Origin of the sequence: Gordonia caeni (genome assembly GCF_039537105.1) — a bacterium.
Taxonomy (GTDB): Bacteria; Actinomycetota; Actinomycetes; order Mycobacteriales; family Mycobacteriaceae; genus Gordonia; species Gordonia caeni.
Genome location: NZ_BAAAZW010000005.1, coordinates 228497 through 248329, shown reverse-complemented (window position 1 = coordinate 248329; position 19833 = coordinate 228497). Strand labels below are relative to the sequence as shown.

Sequence of the window (19833 nt, the reverse complement as noted above, 5' to 3'; positions counted from 1 at the left end):
ATGTAACCAAACGGGGTTCGGGACACCGGTGCCCGTATTCGAGGACTCTACTCAGGACGGCGACGTGTACGCGGAGGAACGCCAACAGGCCATCGCAGGGGAGGTGCGCGCTCGCGGCCGGGTCGCGGTCACCGAGCTCGCCGAGCGCTTCGACGTGACCGGCGAAACAGTGCGCCGCGACCTCGCGTCGCTGGCCCAGCAGGGGCTGCTGGTGCGCGTCCACGGCGGGGCCGTGCGCCCCGACGTCGCCGCGATCGGTGCCGAACCCGACCTGCAGGAGCGCGAACAGTCCATGCTCGCCGAGAAGACCGCCATCGGCGCCGCCGCCCAGGCGTTCCTGCCGCCCGCCGGCGGCTCGGTGCTCTTCGATGCCGGCACCACGACGCTGCGGGCCGCGCTGGCGCTGGATCCGGATCGCGACCTGGCCGTGGTGACCAACGCGATCCCCCTCGCGGCCCACCTGTCGACGCTGCCGCGCTGCGAGGTCACCTTCGTCGGCGGACGGATCCGCGGTAAGACGCAGGCCGCCGTCGGCGTCGAGACCGTCGACGCCTTCCGGCGGCTCCGCGTCTCGGTGGCCTTCCTCGGTACCAACGGTCTGAGCCGCACCCACGGACTGTCGACCCCCGATCCCGATGAGGCGGCCGCCAAGCGTGCCATGATCGCGGCCGCGGACCGGGTGGTGCTGCTCGTCGACTCCTCGAAGTTCAACCGAGAGGATCTGGTCAGCTTCGGCGCACTCAGCGACGTCGACGCGCTCGTGACCGATCCCGGGCTCGACGACTCCCTGCGCGCCGAACTCCAAGCGCTCGATATCGAAGTGGTGATCGCATGATCGTGACCGTGACGGCCAATCCCAGCGTGGATCGGACCATCGAACTGCCCGGACCGCTCGAACGCGGCGAGGTGCTGCGCGCGGACACCGTGCGCAGCCAGCCGGGAGGCAAGGGCATCAACGTCGCCCGGGTGGTGGCCGAGGCCGCTCTGCCCTCCCTCGCCCTGCTTCCGGCACGAGCCGGGGATCCCCTGCTGGAGCAGCTCGATGCCGTGCACCTGCCGTACCGGACGATCGAGGCGGACGGGCCCGTCCGGGTCAACCTGACCCTCGCCGAGCCGGACGGGACCACCACCAAGATCAACGAATCGGGTGCGGCGCTCAGCGCTGGCCTGATCGCCCAGCTGACCGACCTGATCGCCGGTGCCGCAGACGGCGCCGCCTGGGTGGCGCTGTGCGGATCCCTGCCGCCCGGGGTGCCCGCGGACTGGTACGCCACCGTGGCCGAACGCCTGCACGCGCTCCGGCTGCGGGTCGCCGTGGACACCTCGGGACCGCCCCTCGGCGCGGTGGCCGGCGCACGCCCGGATCTGCTGAAGCCCAACGCTTTCGAACTCGCCGAGCTCACCGGCGGGGACGGCGCCTTCCTGGAGGCCGCGGCTGCAGACGGCGATGCCGAGCCGACCGCCGCCGCGGCGGCGGCCCTGGCCGAACGCACCGGTGGAGCCGTTTTGACCACCCTGGGCGCATCCGGCGCACTGCTGACCACTCCCGAGGGCACCTGGTTCGCCCGGGCGCCGCGGGTCAGCGTCCGCAGCACCGTGGGCGCCGGGGACTCCTCACTGGCCGGCTACCTGATCGCCGAGCAGCGCGGCGACGAGCCCGCCGACTGCCTGCGCACCGCCGTCGCCTACGGCTCCGCCGCCGCCGCACTGCCGGGCACCACCCCGCCCACTCCCGCCCAACTCGACCTCGCCGGCGTCCATGTCCGGCCCCTCCCCTGACCGCTCCGGAGCGAAGGAACTGCCATGTCCGATCCGATCATCACACCCGACCTCGTCCTCCTGGACGCCGACGCGGGTGACGATGCCGAAGCGGTGATCAACCGCCTCGCGCAGCTCCTGGGCGACGCGGGCCGCTGCAGCGACCCGGGCCGGCTGGCCGCAGCCGCCCTCGAGCGCGAGGCCAAGTCGCCCACCGGTCTACCGGGGGGACTGGCGATCCCGCATGCGCGGGTGGCGTCGGTGGGCACCGCCTCGCTCGCCATGGCCCGGTTGTCGAAGCCGGTGGCGTTCGGCGCTCCCGACGGCGACGCCGACATCGTCTTCCTGATCGCCGCCCCGGACGGCGCCGGCGCCGAGCACATGAAGCTCCTCAGCGCGCTCGCCCGCGCCCTGGTGCGCCCGGACTTCGTGGCCGCTCTGCGTTCGGCGCCCGATCCCGAGGCGATCGTCGAACTGGTCGGCGAGGCCGTCGCCCCGGCCCCTGAACCGGCCGCTGCGACCGGAGGGGCGGCCGCCGCCGGTGGCGCCGCCGCCGCGAGCACCGGAGACGGGAAAACCGCGGATGAGCCTGCCAAAAGCGACGGCACCGAGGACGGCAGCACGGGCGGCCAGTTGATCCTGGCGATCACCGCCTGCCCCACTGGTATCGCGCACACCTACATGGCCGCCGACGCCCTCAAACTCGCCGCCGATCGCGCCGGGGTCGAGTACCTGGTGGAGACGCAGGGTTCGTCGGGCACCACCGCCTTCTCCGCCGCCGACATCGCCCGAGCCGGGGCGGTCATCTTCGCCACCGACGTCGGGGTGAAGGGCCGCGAGCGCTTCGCCGGCAAACCGGTGATCGAATCCGGCGTCAAACGGGCGATCAACGAACCGGACACCATGATCGCCGAGGCCGTCGCCGCGGCCGGCGATCCGAACGCCAGGCGCGTCTCCGGCACCGCCGGAGGCGGCGACACCTCGTCGTCGGAGGGCTCCGGTGTCGGCATCGGCGGCCGGCTGAAGCAGTCGCTGCTGACCGGGGTGAGCTACATGATCCCGTTCGTCGCGGCGGGCGGTCTGCTCATGGCGCTCGGATTCCTGTTCGGCGGCTACGAGATCGCGAACGCGAAGGTCTGCGTGCCCACCGAACTCGACGAGGGCACCGTGCTGTATCCGGGCGGCTGTCTCGGCGACATGAGCGATGCGGCCTTCTACGCGCTCAACAACACGCTCTGGGATCTCCCACCGGGCGGACTCATGCAGTATCTGGGCGCGGTGTTCTTCGCCATCGGCAGTCTCGCCATGGCCTTCATGGTGCCGGTGCTCGCCGGGTACATCTCGTTCGCCATCGCCGACCGCCCCGGTATCGCTCCCGGCTTCGTCGCCGGCGCCGTCTCGCTCGCCGTCAGCGCCGGCTTCATCGGCGGCCTGATCGGCGGCCTGATCGCCGGTGTCGTCGCGCTCTGGTTCACCAAGCTGAATCTGCCGCGCTGGGCGGCCGGGCTGATGCCGGTGGTGATCGTGCCGCTGTGCGCCTCGCTGATCGTCGGCGCGATCATGTACATGCTGCTGGGCGGCCCGCTGGGCTGGCTCAACGAGTCGATGACCGACGGCCTCAACAGCATGAGCGGCGGGTCCAAGATCGCCCTCGGCGTGGTACTCGGCCTGATGATGTGTTTCGACCTGGGCGGTCCGATCAACAAGGCGGCGTACGCCTTCGCGGTGGCGGGCCTGGGCTTGGCCGGTGCCGGTCTGCCCCAGTGGGAGATCATGGCCGCGGTGATGGCCGCCGGCATGGTGCCGCCGCTGGCCCTGGCACTGGCCTCCACCGTGCTGCGCCCGGGCTTGTTCACCGAGCCGGAGCGGGAGAACGGCAAGGCCGCGTGGCTGCTCGGCGCCTCGTTCATCTCCGAGGGGGCGATCCCGTTCGCCGCGGCCGATCCGCTGCGCGTGATCCCCTCGATGATGCTCGGCGGCGCCGTCACCGGCGGCCTCTGCATGGCCTTCGGTGCACAGCTGCGGGCCCCCCACGGCGGCGTCTTCGTGATGTTCGCGACCGACGGCACCTGGTGGAAGTTCCTCATCGCCCTCGCCGCCGGCACCGCCGTCTCGGCCATCGCCGTGGTGATCGCCAAACAGGTCAGGACCGCCGCGCCGGCCGAGCCGGCATCGGCGTCAATCGCTGCATAAGACCGCGCAGCGTAATAAGTTCGATCCAGATGTCTCCGGGCACCCTCGCCACGGAACTTCACGACTGAAAGGGACACAGAATGCCCAGCAAAACAGTGACCGTCGGGTCCGCCGTCGGCCTGCACGCCCGTCCGGCCACCATCATCGCCGAAGCCGCCTCCGCCCTCGGTACACCGGTCACTCTCGCCGTCGAGGGCGGCGAGCCGGTGGACGCCGGCAGCGCGCTGATGATCATGACCCTGGGCGCCGAGTTGGGCGCCACCGTGATCGTGGAGAGCGACGATCAGGCCGCGGTCGACCAGATCGCCGATCTGGTGGCCAAGGACCTCGACGCCGAGTAGCCACACCACCGGCCACGGCCGGCGTCCCCACCGAGTCGCGCCCCACCTGGCGTGTCGAGCCGCCAGTGACGGCGCGACATCACAGGTGGGGCGCGACGTCGCGGGTCGGTCGGCGGCGCCGGGCCGGCGTCAGTCGCCGTCGACGACGAGGTCGGCGTACTCGGCGGCGATCGCCTCCGGCATGCTGACCCGGACCCGGGTGCCCGACGCGGTGTGCTCTGTGTCCAGGACATGGGCGTGGGCGTGCAGGCGGGCCATCACCTCGCCGCGCGCGAAGGGCACCTCCAACGTCGCCTCGACGTCGCCGGCGGCCACGAACTCGGTGATCCGGCCGAACAGTTCCCCGATTCCCTCCCCCGTCTTCGCGGAGACGAAGACCGCGTCGCGGTACTCCCCGCGGAGAGCGGTCATCCGGGTGGCATCCACCGCGTCGATCTTGTTGATCACCAGCAGTTCCGGCGGCGGAGAGGCCCCCTCCTCGGCGAAGACGTCACTCAGCACCTGCCGCACCGCGGAGATCTGCTTGCCGGGGAAGGCGTCGGCGCCGTCGACCACATGGATCAGCAGGTCGGCGTGCAGAGCCTCCTCCAGCGTCGACCGGAACGCCTCCACCAGTTGGGTCGGCAGGTGCCGGACGAAGCCGACGGTGTCGGTGAAGACCACCTCGTGCCCGTCGGCGAGTTCGGCGCGGCGCGTGGTCGGATCCAGGGTCGCGAACAGCGCGTCCTGCACCAGCACGCCCGATCCGGTCATCGCGTTCACCAGGCTCGACTTGCCGGCGTTGGTGTAGCCCACCACGGTCAGCGCCGGGACGCCGCCTCGGCGACGCTGCGCACGTTTGACGGTGCGGGCGGTCTTCATGCCACGGATCTCTTTGCGCAGCTTGGCCATTCGTTCACGAATGCGACGCCGATCGGTCTCGATCTTGGTCTCACCGGGGCCACGCAGCCCCACGCCGCCGTTGCTGCCGGCGCGGCCGCCGGCCTGGCGGGACATCGATTCACCCCAGCCGCGCAGCCGCGGCAGCATGTACTCCATCTGCGCCAGCGAGACCTGCGCCTTGCCTTCGCGGGACGTCGCATGCTGGGCGAAGATGTCCAGGATCAGGGCGGTCCGGTCGATCACCTTGACCTTGACCACCCGCTCGAGCGCGGTCAATTGGGCCGGAGTGAGCTCGCCGTCGCAGATCACCGTGTCGGCGCCGGTGGCGACCACGATCTGACGGAGTTCTTCGGCCTTGCCCGATCCCAGGTAGGTGGAGGCATCCGGCCGGGAACGCCGCTGGATCACCGCCTCGAGCACCTCGGAGCCGGCCGTCTCGGCCAGGGCGGCGAGCTCGGCCATGCTGGCCTTCGCCTCGGCGGCGGTGCCCGAGGTCCAGACACCGACCAGCACCACGCGTTCCAGTCGCAGCTGCCGGTACTCGACTTCGGTGACGTCGGCGAGCTCGGTGGACAACCCGGCCACACGTTGCAGGGAGGCGCGGTCGTCGAGCGCCAGTTCGCCCGTCGTGGGCGTCGCGTCGGAATCAGGGAGTTGATGCAGTTCAGTCATATGTCAACCATCATGACCGATCCGGGCCACCGCGCGCACCCGAGTTTTCTCGGGGCTGAATTCCGGGGCTGAGTTCCGGGGCTGAAATCCAGGGCCGGGAGTCAGCCGCCGAGGAAGCCGTCGATCAGGTCACCGCGGGCCACCAGCCGCGACGGTCCGCGCAGCCAGGCCTGCTCCGGCGTGATCGTCACGATCACCGCACCGCCCGGGACGGTGATCCCGACGGTGCCCTCGCCACGCCCCACCCCGTGCAGCGCTGCCGCGGCCCCGGCCACCAGGCCGGTGCCGCACGACCGCGTCTCCCCCACCCCCCGCTCGAAGACGCGCAGGTGCGCGGTGAAGTCGAGGTCGCCGTCGGCGTCCTGCAGGGGGGTGAGGAGCTCCACGTTGGCCCCGCGCGGGAACTGCCCGGCCGGCAGCACCGGAGCCTGCGTGAGGTCGAGCGCCGCCAGGTCCGCGGGGGTCAGCCCGTCCACGACGCAGGCCAGGTGCGGATTGCCGACGTCCACCGCCTCGCCGGTGAGCTTGCGGCCGGCGATCAGCGTGGTGGCCTGTCCGTCCAGGCGTGCCGGCCCCATCTCGACGGTCACCTCGGCGGCGCTGGGTTCCCAGGAGTGCACCTGCACGGCCCGCCCGCCGGCCCGCGAACCGACGACGAAGCGGTCGGTCTCCACCAGGCCCGCGGCCCGGCAGTAGTGCGCGAAGACGCGCACGCCGTTGCCGCACATCTCGGCGATCGATCCGTCCGCGTTGCGGTAGTCCATGAACCAGTCGTCGTCGCTCACCCCGTCCGGCAGGGCGGTCAGCACCCCGGCGCGCCGCAGTGCCCCGGCCCGCGCGACCCGCAGCAGGCCGTCGGCACCGAGCCCGCGCTGCCGGTCGCAGAGGGCGACGACGAGGTCGTCGGACAGGGCCAGTGCGACATCCGGGTCGGGCAGGATCACGAAGTCGTTCTGGGTGCCGTGCCCCTTGACGAAGCGCATCGGTGCGGTAGTCACGCCCACAGGCTACTCGGGGCGTCCGGACTCGAGTGCGGCCAGCGCCCGCCCGGTCAGGTCCGGCGCGGCCGCGTCGAGCCAGTGCACCCGATGGTCGCGGCGGAACCAGGACCGTTGCCGCCGCACATAGCGGCGGGTGCCGATGAACGTGAGCTCGCGGGCCTGCGCGAGGTCGTACTCGCCATCGAGGTGGGCCAGGATGTGGGCGTAGCCGATCGCCTGGGAGGCCGTCTTGCCCGCGCGCAGACCCCGGTCGCACAGTGCGACCACCTCGTCGACGAAGCCCGCGTCGAACATCGCGTCGGTGCGGGCCGCGATGCGCTCGTCCAGTTCGGAGGTCTCCCGGTCGAGAGCCAGAATCCTCGTGCCCCAGCGCGGCTCGCCGATCTGTGGGGCCGAGGCGGCGAACGGCTCGCCGGTCAGTTCCACCACCTCCAGCGCCCGCACGATGCGGCGGCCGTCGGTGTCGAGGATGGTGGCCGCGGCGACCGGATCCACCTCGGCCAGCCGCGCGTGCAGTGCGGCCGCCCCGATCCGGTCCAGCTCGGCCTCGTAGCGAGCCCGCACCTGCGGATCGGTGGCCGGGAACGACCAGTCGTCGAGGAGCCCCTGGATGTACATCATCGAGCCGCCGACGATCACTGGGACGGTGCCCGCGTCGAGCAGGGTTTCCACGTCCGCGCCGGCGGCGGCCTTGTAGGCGGCGACGGTGGCGGTCTCGGTGACGTCCAGCACGTCCAGGCGATGGTGCGCGATGCCGCGGCGCTCGCCGGGCGGCAGCTTCGCGGTGCCGATGTCCATGCCGCGGTACTGCTGCATGGCGTCGATGTTGACGATCTCACCGCCCAGGGCTTCCGCCAGGTCCAGGGCGAGATCGGACTTGCCGGTCGCGGTCGGTCCGATCACCGCGATCGGGGCCGGGCGCGCGGTCACCGTCGGGTCTCCGGGGCCGGGGGCGCCGGGAACAGGGTCGCCACGGTGTAGCCGACCCCGAACGGTGCCGCCGCATAGGTCACGTCGATCTCGGCGGCCGGCCGGCGCGCCAGGATCCCGGAGAGCACCTGCCACGCGGCGCGGGTGCCGACCCCGGCGTCCGCGCACTCGGCCACCGAGAGGGCTGCCAGGCCGGCGGCATCGCCGGCGGCGACGGCCGCGTCGAGGGCGCGTTGCACGACCCAGGCCGATTCGCGTTCCCCTCCGCCGGGGGCACCGGGGCTCAGTGCGGTGGCACCGTCGGCGATCACCAGCAGACCCACGTCGCCGCTGCCGCCGAGGCAGCCGGCCTCCGACGCGGCCTCGGCGCCGGCGGCTCGGCACTCGTCCGGGGATGACGCCGGATCGACGATGAACGGCGTGATCGACTCGGGCTGCGGCCTCACCTGCCCGCCCAGCCAGCCGGCGAGCAGCATCGACAGCGGCGGCGGGGCGGCGTGCGCGGGTGCCGGGTGCGGCAGACGTACCGGTACCGGCACGCCGTAGCCGCCGAAGTCGCCGGTGGTGGCGCACTGGAGCGGCGCGCCCGGCGAGTCGGCGACGCCCAGCGCCACCCAGCGCGGCGCGGCGGCGGCCAATGCCCGTCCGGCAGCCAGCACCGCAGCCCGCATGGGCTCGGTGTCGACGGCAGCGGGACCGGCCAGTTCAGGCACCGACAGGGGCGCACTGGGGATCACCGCGATCTGAGCCAACACGTCCCCGACGCTACCGCTGCACAGTCCAATGTCCGCGCGGTGCCCCACGGGATCCGGGGAACTGTTTGAATGAACACCGGAAACGCTGAACCCGGCGGCCGGTGCCCCGCGCCGGCCGGGTTCGGGCAGCCGTGACGCGCGGCGCGACGATGGAAGGGCGACCCCCGATGAGCACCCCGAATGAGCCGACACCCGCAGAATCGGTCCCGGCGGAGTCACCCCCCGCGGAATCGGCTCTCCCGGAATCGAACCCGGCCGAATCCAGCCCGGCCGAATCCAGCCCGGTGACTCCCAAACCCGGTCCCCGTCCCGGCCCCCGACCGGGTCCGCGCCCCGGACCGGCAGCCGGTCACCGGCCCCCGGTCGCCGTCCACCATGTCGATGTGGGCGACCCGGAGGCCTTCGGCCGCATCGACGACGACGGCACCGTCTGGCTGTCCACGCCCGAGGGCGAACGGCAGATCGGCTCCTGGCAGGCCGGTACCCGGGAGGAGGGCCTGGCCCACTTCTCCCGCAAGTTCGCCGACCTGGCCACCGAGACCGAGATCCTCGAGGAGCGCCTCGACGCCCGTTCCGGTGATCCGCGCAAGACCCGGACCGCGGCCGAGCATCTGCTCGAATCGCTGCCGACCGCCCAGGCGATCGGCGACATCGCCGGTCTCACCGCACGCCTGCAGCAGATCGTCGACCGCGCCGGTGAGCTCTCCGGCACGGTGAAGGCCGAACGGGAAGCCGCCAAGGCCGCGGCGCTGGCCCGCAAGGAGGAGCTGGCGGCCGAGGCCGAGCAGATCGGCGCCGAGTCCACCCACTGGAAGAACAGCGGCGACCGGCTGCGCGCCATCCTGGAGGAGTGGAAGACCATCAAGGGCGTCGATCGCAAGACCGACGACGCCCTCTGGAAGCGGTACTCGCGCGCCCGGGACGCCTTCAACCGCCGGCGCGGCGCCCACTTCGCCGAACTCGACCGGGAACGCGCCGGCGTCAAGCACCGCAAGGAAGAGCTGATCGCCGAGGCCGAGGCGTTGTCGTCGTCCACCGACTGGGCGGCCACCTCCGCCCGCTACCGCGACCTGATGGCCCAGTGGAAGGCGGCCGGCCGCGCACCGCGCGACGCCGACGACGCCCTGTGGGCCCGGTTCAAGGCGGCGCAGGACGTCTTCTTCGGTGCCCGCAACGCGGTCAACGCCGAACGGGACGCCGAGTTCACCCAGAACGGCCAGGCCAAGAAGGCGCTGCTCGACGAGGCGGAGAAGACGATCGATCCGGCCAGGGATCTCGAGGGCGCACGTCGTGCGTTCCGGTCCTTCCGGGACCGCTGGGAGGAGATCGGCAAGGTGCCGCGCGACCAGATGCAGGCGCTCGAGGGCCGGGCCCGCGCTCTGGAGAAGCGGATCCGCGACGCCGAGGACGCCGCGTGGTCGCGCACCGATCCCGAAGCCCTCGCCCGCGCGGCGCAGTTCACCGAACGCGCCGCCAAGCTCACCGAGCAGGCGGAGAAGGCCGCGGCCGCGGGCAAGGACGCCGAGGCCGCGACACTGCGCGAGCAGGCCGACCAGTGGAACGAGTGGGCCGCGGCGGCCACCTCGGCCGTCGCCGACCGCTGAACGCTACCGCTGCCGCGAGTACCGGAAGATCTTGGTGTTCAGCAGGCACGGCGACGGGTCGATCACCGCGACGCTGAGCACGCGGCGCTTGGTGTCGTAGTCGATGCCCTCGGCCTCGTACTCTCCGCCGGTGCAGGCGCTGAGCTGGGGCAGCGCGAACTCGCGGCGGACGGTGCCGTGCGCTTGTGCGCCGTCGTCGAGCGGATGGTCCAGGTGCACCGAGTAGACCGCCTGATCGGGCAGATCCGCCGCGCACACCAGGCGGGTGGCGTCGACGAAGTCGCAGCTCTGCACATGCTGCAGCGGGCGGTCGAGGGTGATGGTCCCGGCCAGCGGCAGGGCCGAGCCGCTCGGGCGGCCCACCGGATTGTCGAAGACCAGCAGGCGCTTCTGGGTGAACCATTCACCGCTGACCAGCTGCCGGCCCGACGGGCTGACCGTGACGAAAGAGTTGTTGGCCTGCTCCCCCGGCGTCAGCCGGTGGTAGTAGCGCGACAGGCGCCCGTCCGGCGCGGTGATCGTGTACAGCTTGCGGCCGGAGCCCAGCTGTTCGTAGGCGTCGTACATCCGGCCGCGATGCAGGTCGCCGTCGCCGATGTGCGTCCAGCCGTCGACCGCCACCTCCGGGGCGATGGTCGTGTAGCCGCGGCCGTGCAGCAGCCCGGTGTGATCACTGGCCAGCCCCTGCGTGTACACCGCGCTGGAGACGTCCTCGACGTCGATCAGCCGCCACTCGCGGTCCGCGGCACCTGCGGCACCGGCGGGCAGCAGCGCCAGCACGACGGCGACCACCGCTGCTGCCGCGGCAGCCGGGCGCAACGCTATTCTCCGTCCCGGCGATCGCGCAGAGCCTGCTGGAAGGCCTCGGCGATGGCGGCCTGCTGCCGCCGCTCGGCCTCCAGAGCCAGCTGGTACGAGCTGCGCGCCCAGACCACCCGCGACCAGTGGAAGGTCAGCACGATTGCGACCACCCACCCCAGGATCAGGCCGACTCCGGGACCACTGGGCGGCGCGATGCCGCCGACGCCGACGGTGTTGCGTGTCCAGATCGCGAGCACACCGGCCACCGACGCGACGGCGCAGCCGCACAGTGCGATCCAGGCCAGCACCCACCGCCGCGTCAGCAGGGCGATCATCGAGGCGAAGATCCCGAAGACCACCAGCAGCCAGACGAAGATCTGCGAGGGCAGCGAGATCCGCTGGTCGTGCGCGGCGGTGGACATGCTGAGCACGTCCAGGCCGCTGGCATCTCCGGCGTGCGGCAGCAGCAGCGAGACCATCGCCACCAGCACACACACCGCCACCACCATGGCGCGGGCACCGGGATCGATCTCGCCGGCGACCGTGCGCTCGGCCTTGCGCAGATCCTTCTCGTAGGCGCGCAGGGCCTCCCGGTCCTGGCTCGCCGTCGACGGCGTCTGCGAGCCGTTTCCGCCGGCTTTCTCGCTCATCGGTTCCTCACTCCCCTCCGGGCCCGCCTCCGCGGCGCCAGGCTCATGTTCTGACTCGTTCTGGTCGGACTCGCTCATCCGCATGCACCTCCGCCGCAGGCGCTCACCGGCGGCGCGGCCTCCTGTCGGCCGAGCGAGGGCAGGCCCAGTCCCACGCCGACCGGCGGGGTGGTCGGGGTCGCGCCCCGTTCGTAGGCGTCGCCGGCCCGGGTGCGGCGGTGTGCGGTCACGCCGCCGTCGGCGACCAGATGGTGCGGGGCGGCCCCGGTGATCTCGGCGTGCACCACGTCGCCCGGCCGGATCCCGGAGACCTCTCCGGGCCGGAAGTGCACCAGACGGCCGTCGCGTGCGCGCCCGGTCAACCGCCCGGTGGCCGAGTTCTTGCGGCCCTCGCCGGCCACCACCAGTAGTTCGGCGCCGGTGCCGATCAGCTCCTCGCCGGCCTCCAGGCAGATCCGCTCCTGCAGGTCGATCAGGCGCTGATAGCGGTCGCGCACCACGTCGGGCGGGACCTGGTCGTCCATCGTGGCCGCCGGAGTGCCCGGGCGCGGCGAGTACTGGAAGGTGAAGGCGCTGGAGAACCGGGCGGCCTCGACCACCTCGAGTGTCTGCTGGAAGTCCTCCTCGGTCTCCCCCGGGAAGCCGACGATGATGTCCGTGGTGATCGCGGCCTCGGGCATCGCCGCGCGCACGCGGTCGACGATGCCGAGGAACCGGCTGCGGCGGTAGCTGCGGCGCATGGCGCGCAGGACCCTGTCCGAGCCGGATTGCAGCGGCATGTGCAGCTGCGGGCAGACGTTCGGGGTCTGCGCCATCGCCTCGATCACGTCGTCGGTGAACTCGGCCGGATGCGGAGAGGTGAACCGGACCCGTTCGAGCCCTTCGATGCGGCCGCAGGCGCGCAGGAGTTCGGCGAACGCGCCACGATTGCGCGGGGTGTCCGGATCGGCGAACGACATGCCGTAGGCGTTCACGTTCTGCCCCAGCAGCGTCACCTCCAGAACGCCCTGGTCGACCAGTGCCTGGACCTCGGCCAGCACATCACCCGGACGGCGATCGACCTCCTTGCCGCGCAGCGACGGCACGATACAGAAGGTGCAGGTGTTGTTGCAGCCCACCGACACCGAGACCCAGCCGGCGTAGGCCGACTCACGTTTGGCCGGCAGCGTCGACGGGAAGGCCTCCAGCGACTCGAGGATCTCCACCTGCGCGGCGTCGTTGTGCCGGGCGCGCTCGAGCAGCACCGGCAGCGAGCCGATGTTGTGCGTGCCGAAGACCACGTCCACCCACGGCGCCTTCGACAGCACCGTGTCCTTGTCCTTCTGCGCGAGGCAGCCGCCGACGGCGATCTGCATTCCCGGTCGCCGCTGCTTGACCGGAGCGAGATGGGAGAGATTGCCGTACAGCTTGTTGTCCGCGTTCTCCCGGATCGCGCAGGTGTTGAAGACCACCAGATCGGCGTCCGCTTCGGGCGCGGCACGCACGTAGCCGGCCTCCTCCAGCAGTCCGGCGATGCGCTCGGAATCGTGGACGTTCATCTGACAGCCGTAGGTGCGCACCGAATAGGAGCGCTGGGCGGCTCCGACCTGTGTCGGGGCATCCTGTTGCAGGGCACTACTCACGCCTCCAGGGTACGGCCCGGGGCAAATCGATCCGCCGCCCCGCGGGGGAATCTCCGACAGACCGTCCGCCGCGCACTAGAGTTCTGCGCATGACAGCACCGACCGAGCCCCCCATGATCGCCATGACGGGCGTGCAGAAGCACTACGGCGACCTGCACGTGCTCAAGGACATCGATCTCGAGATCCCGAAAGGCCAGGTGGTCGTCGTCCTGGGGCCGTCAGGCTCCGGCAAGTCGACCCTGTGCCGCACCATCAACCGGCTCGAGCCGGTCGACACCGGCGAGATCCGGATCGGTGGTGAACTGCTTCCTGCCGAGGGCCGCGATCTCGCGCGGCTGCGCTCGGATGTGGGCATGGTCTTCCAGTCGTTCAACCTGTTCGCCCACAAAACGATCCTGGAGAACGTGACGCTGGGGCCGATCAAGGTCCGCAAGCTGAAGAAGGACGAGGCCACTGCGCGCGCCGTCGAACTGCTCGAGCGCGTCGGTGTCGAGTCGCAGAAGGACAAGTACCCGGCCCAGCTGTCCGGCGGCCAGCAGCAGCGCGTGGCGATCGCCCGCTCACTGGCCATGGCCCCGCGGGTGATGCTGTTCGACGAGCCCACCTCCGCCCTGGACCCGGAGATGGTCAGCGAGGTGCTCGACGTGATGGTCTCGCTGGCGCGTGAGGGCATGACGATGGTGGTGGTGACCCACGAGATGGGCTTCGCCCGCAAGGCCGCCGACCGGATCCTGTTCATGGCCGACGGCGAACTGGTGGAGGACACCGACCCGGAGAGCTTCTTCTCCCGTCCGGAGTCCGACCGCGCCCGCGACTTCCTCTCCAAGATCCTGGGCCACTGAGATGGCGGCCCGCACCTCCCCCACTCCCGGACGCCCGGCCCCGGGCCGCCGCCGCGCGGCGCGCCTCGCCGGCCTGGTTGGCGCCCTCGCCCTGCTGGCCGGGCTGCTCACCGCTTGTGGCGATTCCGGTCCGCGGGACCTGATCGCCGACATCCGCGGCGGTCACGTCACGCTGGGCACCAAGTTCGACCAGCCCGGACTCGGCCTGCAGAACCCGGGCGGCGACATCACCGGCTTCGATGCGACGGTGTCGACCTTCGTGGTGAACCAGATCGCCGACCGATTGGGCGTCCCGCACCCGGACGTCACTTGGAAGGAGACGCCGTCGGCCCAGCGCGAGACCTTCATCCGCAACGGCGAGGTCGACACCATCGCCGCGACCTACTCCATCACCACCAACCGGATGAAGGACGTCGACTTCGCGGGTCCCTACCTGGTCACCTATCAGGGGCTGCTGGTCCGTGACGACGACGAGGACATCACCTCGCTGACCGACCTGAACGGCAAGAAGCTGTGCTCGGTGGCCGGCTCCACCCCGGCCCAGAACGTGAAGAACCTGCTGCCGGACGTGCAGCTGCAGGAGTACGACTCCTACTCGTCGTGCGTCGAGGCCCTGCGCCGCGACAAGGTCGACGCGATGACCACCGACGAGGTGATCCTGGCCGGCTACTCCAACCGGTGGCCGGACGAGTTCCGGCTGGTCCCGATGACCTATCCGGTCGACATCTGCGTCAACGACGCGTGGAAGACCGCCGGCACCCCGTTCTCCACCGAGTACTACGGCATCGGCATGGCCAAGGACTATCCGGAGGCGGTCGTGAAGGTCAACGAGGCGCTGCGGGAGATGATGACCGTGCCCGCCGGGCAGAGCCAGTCCCCCTGGGAACAGAGTCTGCGCGCCGAACTCGGCGATCAGACCGTCGACGAGATGGTCGCCCGCGCCGACGCGCCCGGCTCCCAGTACGTGTTCACCCCGAACCCCGGTGACCTCAGCTTCCTCGACGCCGAGCCCACCCCGTGCCCGGAAGGAGCGAAGTAGATGAGCGACCTCTGGCAGGAGATGGGGCCGCAGTTGTGGCCCGCCTTCTGGCTCACCATCCAGCTGACCTTCTGGTCCGCGATCGGCTCCCTCATCTGGGGCGTGCTGCTGGCGGGTATGAAGGTGTCCCCCGTCCCGGTGATGCGCTGGTTCGCCACCGGCTACGTCAACGTGGTCCGCAACACCCCGCTCACGCTGATCATCCTGCTGTGCTCGGTCGGGCTGTACCAGAACCTGGGACTGACCCTCGCGCAGGACAATTCGGACTTCATCGCCAACAACAACTTCCGGCTCGCGGTGCTCGGCTTCATCTTGTACACCTCGACGTTCGTGTGCGAGACGCTGCGCGCCGGTTTCAACACGGTGCCGCTGGGACAGGCCGAGGCGGCCCGTTCCATCGGCCTGAACTTCCCGCAGACCTTCGGTCTGGTGGTGCTGCCGCAGGCACTGCGGGCGGTGATCGCGCCGATGGGATCGGTGTTGATCGCCCTCACCAAGAACACCACGATCGCGTCGGTGATCGGTGTGGGTGAGGCCGCCCTGCTGATGAAGGAGGAACTGGAGAACTACTCCGATCAGATCCTGGCGATCTTCGCCGTGTTCGCGATCGGATTCATGATCATCACGCTCGCCGAAGGCGCACTCTTCGGCTGGGCGGCTAAGCGCTGGGCGGTCAAGCGATGAGCACGCAGGCAACAGTTCTCTACGACGCCCCCGGCCCGCGGGCGCGGCTGCGCAATCGTCTCTTGGCCGTGGTCTTCGGCGTCGCCGTGATCGCGCTGCTGGCCTGGGTGATCGCCGTGCTGGCCGGCAACGGTCAGCTGACCGGCGAGAAGTGGGAGCCCTTCATCCAGTGGACCACCTGGACCACCTGGCTCCTGCCCGGTCTGTGGGGCACCATCAAGGCCGCCGCGCTGTCGATCGTGCTGGCGATCGTGGTGGGCACCCTCCTGGGTATCGGACGACTCTCCGATCACGCCTGGGTCCGGGTGCCGTGCACGATCCTGGTGGAGGGCTTCCGCGCCATCCCGGTGCTGATCCTGATCTACTTCATGTACTTCCTGTTCGCGGCGTACGCGCTGTTCCCGTCGTCGCAGCTGGCCTTCGCCGCGGTGGTCTTCAGCCTCACCATCTACAACGCGTCGGTGCTCGCCGAGATCCTCCGCGCCGGCATCCAGTCGCTGCCCCGCGGGCAGACCGAGGCCGCCCAGTCGATCGGTCTGCGCAAGTCGCAGACCATGTGGCTGGTGCTGCTGCCGCAGGCGGTCACCGCCATGCTGCCGGCGCTGGTCGCCCAGATGGTCATCGCACTGAAGGACAGCGCCCTCGGTTACGCCATCGGCTACATCGAGGTGGTCCGCTCCGGTATGAAGGTGGGCTCGTACTTCGGCAACTATCTGCCGTCGCTGCTGGTGGTGGCCGCGATCATGATCGTGATCAACTTCTGCCTCACCGGGCTGGCGAACTACCTGGAGCTGCGGCTGCGCGGTGGCCGGCGCAAGACCGACGCGCCCGACCCGGACGTCGCCGACCTCAAGGCCGCCGAGAACGTGCCGGGCTTCAGCGGTACCGGGCATCCGCTCCGACCCAACCACGACGACCGCCGCTTCTGACGCGGCGGGGCGCTGGTGGACCGGCGGCTCAGCGCGCCTCGCGCAGGGCCTGGCTCACCACCGACGAGATCACGTCCGGCGGGAAGCCGCGGCGGCCGAGCGCCCCGCTCAGACGGCGGTAGGCCTTCGCCCGGTCGGCGGCGTCGTTCAGGTCCAGGGAGGACGTCGCGAGCTTCTTCGCCGCCAGCGCGGCGCCCTGAGCGCGTTCGTCCTCGGGCTCGATCTCGGCCAGGGCGTCGTCGATCAGGTGGTCGGCGACGCCCTTGGTACGCAGTTCCCGCCGCAGCGCCAGCCGGCCGCGACCGGAGTGCGCGTGCCGGGACCGCACCCACTGCTGCGCGAAGTCGCCGTCGTCGATCAGCCCGGAGGCCTCCAGGCGCTCCAGGACGCCGTCGATCGTCTCGGGGTCGAAGCCGCGGCGGGTCAGCCGGTCGGCGATCTCGGCACGACTGCGGGCCCGCACCCCCAGCAGCCGCAGTGCGGCATCCCAGGCGGACGGGCCCGTCGCGTCGGACACGGAGCTAGAAGTCGACCGGCGCCGGCACCGGCTCGTCCAGGTCGGCCAGGTTCGGTCCGATGCCCAGCTTGCTCTTGATCTTCAGTTCCACCTCGGCGGCGATGTCCGGGTTCTCCAGCAGGAACTTGCGGGCGTTCTCCTTGCCCTGGCCCAGCTGGTCGCCCTCGTAGGTGAACCACGAGCCGGACTTGCGGATGAAGCCCTCGGCGACGCCGATGTCGATCAGCGAGCCCTCACGGCTGATGCCGTGGCCGTACAGGATGTCGAACTCGGCCTGCTTGAACGGCGGGGCCACCTTGTTCTTGACCACCTTCACACGGGTGCGGTTGCCCACGGCATCCGTCCCGTCCTTCAGCGTCTCGATGCGGCGCACGTCCAGCCGGACCGACGCGTAGAACTTCAGCGCCTTGCCGCCGGTGGTGGTCTCCGGGGAGCCGAACATGACACCGATCTTCTCGCGCAGCTGGTTGATGAAGATCGCGGTGGTGTTGGAGTTGTTCAAGCCCGAGGTCATCTTGCGCAGCGCCTGACTCATTAGCCGGGCCTGCAGCCCGACGTGGCTGTCGCCCATCTCGCCTTCGATCTCCGCCTTGGGCACCAGTGCCGCCACCGAGTCGATGACGAGGATGTCCAGGGCGCCCGAGCGGATCAGCATGTCGGCGATCTCCAGGGCCTGCTCACCGGTGTCCGGCTGCGAGACCAGCAGCGCGTCGACGTCGACGCCCAGCTTGGCCGCGTATTCGGGATCCAGGGCGTGCTCGGCGTCGATGAACGCCGCGACGCCGCCGGCGGCCTGCGCACTGGCGACCGCGTGCAGGGCGACGGTGGTCTTGCCCGACGACTCCGGACCGTAGATCTCGACGACGCGGCCGCGGGGCAGGCCGCCCACGCCGAGCGCGATGTCCAGGGCGACCGATCCGGTGGGGATCACCTCCATGGGCGGACGGTCGTCCTCGCCCAGCCGCATGACCGAACCCTTGCCGTAGTTCTTCTCGATCTGCGCGAGCGCCACATCGAGCGCCTTCTCGCGATCCGCTGACAGTGCCATGGTCTTCCTCGTTCCTCTGCGTGCCGGTGATGTCGACAACGTACGAGCACCCTCCGACAAATCCGTACCGGCCGGCTTCTCCGGTGAATATTCGACGCTGCGGAGTCCCGTTCGGTTCCCTACAAGCATCAGCGAACACGTGTTCGAGTGCAAGTCGACACGCCGGATGCGCTACCAGCGCTCGGGCGGAACCTCGAAATCCCGGCACAGGGCCCGCCACACGCGGCGCGGGTCGACGCCTTCTTCGATCGCCTGCGCCCCGGTGCGACTGCCCAGGTCCAGGATCGCGTGGTCCAGCAGCATGGCATCGGCCGTGCGCTGGCCGAAGGTGGTGTGCATGAGTTCGGTGAACTCGGTCAGCCGCATGCGTCCTCCCCCCGTCGCCGGTCCACCAGTCTCTGATCCACCGATCGCCGGTCCAGCAGTCGGTGCGCGGTGGCCACCGGGTCACACACCTGCCGGGCGGTGCCGGCGATCGCGGCGGCCGCCGCGGCGTGCTCGCCGCCGTCGAGCACGGCGCGTACCGCCGCTTCCAGCCCGTCGCGGGTCACTGGGCGGACGAGTTCGCCGGCCCCGCTCCGCTGGACCCGGCACGCCAGCTCCCACTGGTCTCCCCCACCGGGCACGGTCACCACCGGCACCCCCGCCGAGAGCGCCTTGGCGAGCAAGCCGTGACCGCCCCCGCAGATCACCAGGTCGGCACGGGCCAGCAGCAGATCCTGCCGGCCCAGTCCGGCGACCAGGCCGACCGGCTGCTCGGCCGTGGCGGGGGGCGGCTCCAGTGCCGAATAGACCACGCGCAGCGGCCGTCGGCGCCCCAGGGCGGCCAGCGCCGCCAGGGCGACGGGGGTGAGCTGATCGCTGCCGGAGGCGGCGGTCGACGGGCACACCACCACCAGCGGTCCGTCCCCGTCGGGAATCGTGAACTCGTCGTCGGTCGGCTCGAAGAACTGCGGACCGATCAGGTGGGTGCGCTCGGGCCAGTCCGGGCGCGGCTCCTCCAGTCCGGGGAGGGTGGCCACGAAGCGCGCGGCCGGCTCGGGCTCCGGCGACAGCCCGATCGCGGTGCGCGCCCGAGCGCGCTGCGCCCGGCCCCGGGCCTGCGACGGTGCTGCCATCGTCCGCAGCACGGTGTCTCGCAGTCGCCCGGTCACTCCGATGCCCGCGGGCATACCCGCGCCGATGGGCGGCAGGCCCCGCGACTGCTCGTACAACGGGTGCGGGGACAGCTCGATCCATGGCACGCCGGTCAGCTCGGCGGCCCAGCCGCCGGCCAGGGTGATCGCATCACTGAACACCAGGTCGGTGCCGTCGAGAGCCAGCATCGGCGCCAGTTCCAGAGCCATTCGGGAAGCACGGGAACTCAGCTTGGCGCCGGCGTCGGAATCGTCCTCGTCGTCGCGCACCGCCAGTCCCGGAAGTTCCCGGACCGTCAGGCCGCGCCGTGCGGCGGCATCGAGCCAGCGAGTGCCGGTGTAGACCACGGTCTGATCGCCGGCCGCGGCGAAGGCGGCGGCCAATCCGAGTGCAGTGAAGGCGTGACCGGCATCCGAGCCGGCCACGAA

General features: G+C 71.1%; 20 protein-coding genes. 9 read left to right on the top strand and 11 right to left on the bottom strand.

The features are described from left to right. The first annotated feature begins 64 nt into the window (after nt 1-64). The 4 genes from ABD732_RS10170 to ABD732_RS10155 all read left to right on the top strand — a co-directional run bounded on the left by ABD732_RS10170 (nt 65) and on the right by ABD732_RS10155 (nt 4292). Nucleotides 65-835: a DeoR/GlpR family DNA-binding transcription regulator gene (locus ABD732_RS10170; RefSeq protein WP_344783503.1), complete on the top strand. Its 771-nt coding sequence runs from the start codon at nt 65-67 to the stop codon at nt 833-835. Next, nucleotides 832-1779: a 1-phosphofructokinase family hexose kinase gene (locus ABD732_RS10165; protein ID WP_344783241.1), complete on the top strand. Its 948-nt coding sequence runs from the start codon at nt 832-834 to the stop codon at nt 1777-1779. The genes ABD732_RS10170 and ABD732_RS10165 overlap by 4 nt, the downstream gene beginning before the upstream one ends. 24 nt (nt 1780-1803) lie before the next feature. Further along, nucleotides 1804-3951, top strand: a complete 2148-nt coding sequence (locus ABD732_RS10160; protein WP_344783239.1) for a PTS fructose transporter subunit IIABC — start codon at nt 1804-1806, stop codon at nt 3949-3951. An 80-nt stretch (nt 3952-4031) separates the two neighbouring features. After that, a complete protein-coding gene (locus ABD732_RS10155) occupies nt 4032-4292 on the top strand; it encodes an HPr family phosphocarrier protein (protein ID WP_344783237.1) in 261 nt (86 codons plus the stop codon). A 129-nt stretch (nt 4293-4421) separates the two neighbouring features. Here the strand turns inward: ABD732_RS10155 and hflX are convergent, their stop codons facing one another. From hflX to ABD732_RS10135, 4 genes are all read right to left on the bottom strand, one after another. After that, the gene (hflX, locus tag ABD732_RS10150) at nt 4422-5846 is read right to left on the bottom strand and encodes a GTPase HflX (RefSeq protein WP_344783235.1); all 1425 of its coding nucleotides are present in this window, start codon (nt 5844-5846) and stop codon (nt 4422-4424) included. A gap of 101 nt (nt 5847-5947) precedes the next feature. Further along, complete coding sequence (dapF, locus tag ABD732_RS10145; RefSeq protein WP_344783233.1) at nt 5948-6844, bottom strand: diaminopimelate epimerase; 897 nt, start codon at nt 6842-6844, stop codon at nt 5948-5950. A 9-nt stretch (nt 6845-6853) separates the two neighbouring features. Then, nucleotides 6854-7777 carry a tRNA (adenosine(37)-N6)-dimethylallyltransferase MiaA gene (gene miaA / locus ABD732_RS10140; protein WP_344783231.1) on the bottom strand — a complete coding sequence of 308 codons (924 nt, stop codon included), beginning with the start codon at nt 7775-7777 and terminating at the stop codon, nt 6854-6856. Then, nucleotides 7774-8532, bottom strand: a complete 759-nt coding sequence (locus tag ABD732_RS10135; protein ID WP_344783229.1) for a class III extradiol ring-cleavage dioxygenase family protein — start codon at nt 8530-8532, stop codon at nt 7774-7776. The genes miaA and ABD732_RS10135 overlap by 4 nt, the downstream gene beginning before the upstream one ends. A 167-nt stretch (nt 8533-8699) precedes the next feature. Here ABD732_RS10135 and ABD732_RS10130 point away from each other — a divergent pair, with 167 nt between their 5' ends. Next, on the top strand, nt 8700-10136 hold the full coding sequence (locus tag ABD732_RS10130) for a DUF349 domain-containing protein (protein ID WP_425553020.1): 1437 nt from the start codon (nt 8700-8702) through the stop codon (nt 10134-10136). A 3-nt stretch (nt 10137-10139) separates the two neighbouring features. On the opposite strand, the gene ABD732_RS10125 is transcribed toward ABD732_RS10130, so the two are convergent. From ABD732_RS10125 to miaB, 3 genes are all read right to left on the bottom strand, one after another. Continuing rightward, complete coding sequence (locus ABD732_RS10125) at nt 10140-10955, bottom strand: hypothetical protein (protein WP_344783225.1); 816 nt, start codon at nt 10953-10955, stop codon at nt 10140-10142. A gap of 2 nt (nt 10956-10957) precedes the next feature. Further along, nucleotides 10958-11587 carry an Rv2732c family membrane protein gene (locus tag ABD732_RS10120; protein WP_344783223.1) on the bottom strand — a complete coding sequence of 210 codons (630 nt, stop codon included), beginning with the start codon at nt 11585-11587 and terminating at the stop codon, nt 10958-10960. Nucleotides 11588-11661: 74 nt separating this feature from the next. Continuing rightward, nucleotides 11662-13209 carry a tRNA (N6-isopentenyl adenosine(37)-C2)-methylthiotransferase MiaB gene (miaB, locus tag ABD732_RS10115; RefSeq protein ID WP_344783221.1) on the bottom strand — a complete coding sequence of 516 codons (1548 nt, stop codon included), beginning with the start codon at nt 13207-13209 and terminating at the stop codon, nt 11662-11664. A gap of 113 nt (nt 13210-13322) precedes the next feature. Here miaB and ABD732_RS10110 point away from each other — a divergent pair, with 113 nt between their 5' ends. From ABD732_RS10110 to ABD732_RS10095, 4 genes are read left to right on the top strand one after another with little or no spacing between them, the layout of a single operon-like run. Then, complete coding sequence (locus ABD732_RS10110) at nt 13323-14051, top strand: amino acid ABC transporter ATP-binding protein (RefSeq protein WP_344783501.1); 729 nt, start codon at nt 13323-13325, stop codon at nt 14049-14051. Between the two features lies 1 nt (nt 14052). Next, a complete protein-coding gene (locus ABD732_RS10105; protein ID WP_344783219.1) occupies nt 14053-15090 on the top strand; it encodes a glutamate ABC transporter substrate-binding protein in 1038 nt (345 codons plus the stop codon). After that, nucleotides 15091-15774, top strand: coding sequence for an amino acid ABC transporter permease (locus tag ABD732_RS10100; protein WP_344783217.1), 684 nt, complete (start codon nt 15091-15093; stop codon nt 15772-15774). Continuing rightward, a complete protein-coding gene (locus tag ABD732_RS10095) occupies nt 15771-16703 on the top strand; it encodes an amino acid ABC transporter permease (protein ID WP_344783215.1) in 933 nt (310 codons plus the stop codon). Before ABD732_RS10100 ends, ABD732_RS10095 begins: the two co-directional genes overlap by 4 nt. A gap of 28 nt (nt 16704-16731) precedes the next feature. On the opposite strand, the gene ABD732_RS10090 is transcribed toward ABD732_RS10095, so the two are convergent. The 4 genes from ABD732_RS10090 to ABD732_RS10075 form a co-directional block, all read right to left on the bottom strand. Further along, nucleotides 16732-17220, bottom strand: a complete 489-nt coding sequence (locus ABD732_RS10090; RefSeq protein WP_344783213.1) for a regulatory protein RecX — start codon at nt 17218-17220, stop codon at nt 16732-16734. Nucleotides 17221-17224: 4 nt separating this feature from the next. Beyond that, nucleotides 17225-18268, bottom strand: coding sequence for a recombinase RecA (gene recA / locus ABD732_RS10085; protein ID WP_344783211.1), 1044 nt, complete (start codon nt 18266-18268; stop codon nt 17225-17227). 171 nt (nt 18269-18439) lie between these two features. Next, a complete protein-coding gene (locus ABD732_RS10080) occupies nt 18440-18634 on the bottom strand; it encodes a DUF3046 domain-containing protein (RefSeq protein WP_344783209.1) in 195 nt (64 codons plus the stop codon). Then, nucleotides 18625-19830 carry a glycosyltransferase gene (locus ABD732_RS10075; RefSeq protein ID WP_344783207.1) on the bottom strand — a complete coding sequence of 402 codons (1206 nt, stop codon included), beginning with the start codon at nt 19828-19830 and terminating at the stop codon, nt 18625-18627. Before ABD732_RS10075 ends, ABD732_RS10080 begins: the two co-directional genes overlap by 10 nt. Between the last annotated feature and the right edge of the window lie 3 nt (nt 19831-19833).

Bases quoted from the DNA above. Each gene is read 5' to 3' on its own strand.
- ABD732_RS10165 (WP_344783241.1), top strand. From the start codon at position 832: ATGATCGTGACCGTGACGGCCAATCCCAGCGTGGATCGGACCATCGAA.
- ABD732_RS10160 (WP_344783239.1), top strand. From the start codon at position 1,804: ATGTCCGATCCGATCATCACACCCGACCTCGTCCTCCTGGACGCCGAC.
- ABD732_RS10155 (WP_344783237.1), top strand. From the start codon at position 4,032: ATGCCCAGCAAAACAGTGACCGTCGGGTCCGCCGTCGGCCTGCACGCC.
- hflX (WP_344783235.1), bottom strand. From the start codon at position 5,846: ATGACTGAACTGCATCAACTCCCTGATTCCGACGCGACGCCCACGACG.
- ABD732_RS10130 (WP_425553020.1), top strand. From the start codon at position 8,700: ATGAGCACCCCGAATGAGCCGACACCCGCAGAATCGGTCCCGGCGGAG.
- ABD732_RS10120 (WP_344783223.1), bottom strand. From the start codon at position 11,587: ATGAGCGAGAAAGCCGGCGGAAACGGCTCGCAGACGCCGTCGACGGCG.
- ABD732_RS10110 (WP_344783501.1), top strand. From the start codon at position 13,323: ATGATCGCCATGACGGGCGTGCAGAAGCACTACGGCGACCTGCACGTG.
- ABD732_RS10105 (WP_344783219.1), top strand. From the start codon at position 14,053: ATGGCGGCCCGCACCTCCCCCACTCCCGGACGCCCGGCCCCGGGCCGC.
- ABD732_RS10100 (WP_344783217.1), top strand. From the start codon at position 15,091: ATGAGCGACCTCTGGCAGGAGATGGGGCCGCAGTTGTGGCCCGCCTTC.
- ABD732_RS10095 (WP_344783215.1), top strand. From the start codon at position 15,771: ATGAGCACGCAGGCAACAGTTCTCTACGACGCCCCCGGCCCGCGGGCG.
- recA (WP_344783211.1), bottom strand. From the start codon at position 18,268: ATGGCACTGTCAGCGGATCGCGAGAAGGCGCTCGATGTGGCGCTCGCG.
- ABD732_RS10080 (WP_344783209.1), bottom strand. From the start codon at position 18,634: ATGCGGCTGACCGAGTTCACCGAACTCATGCACACCACCTTCGGCCAG.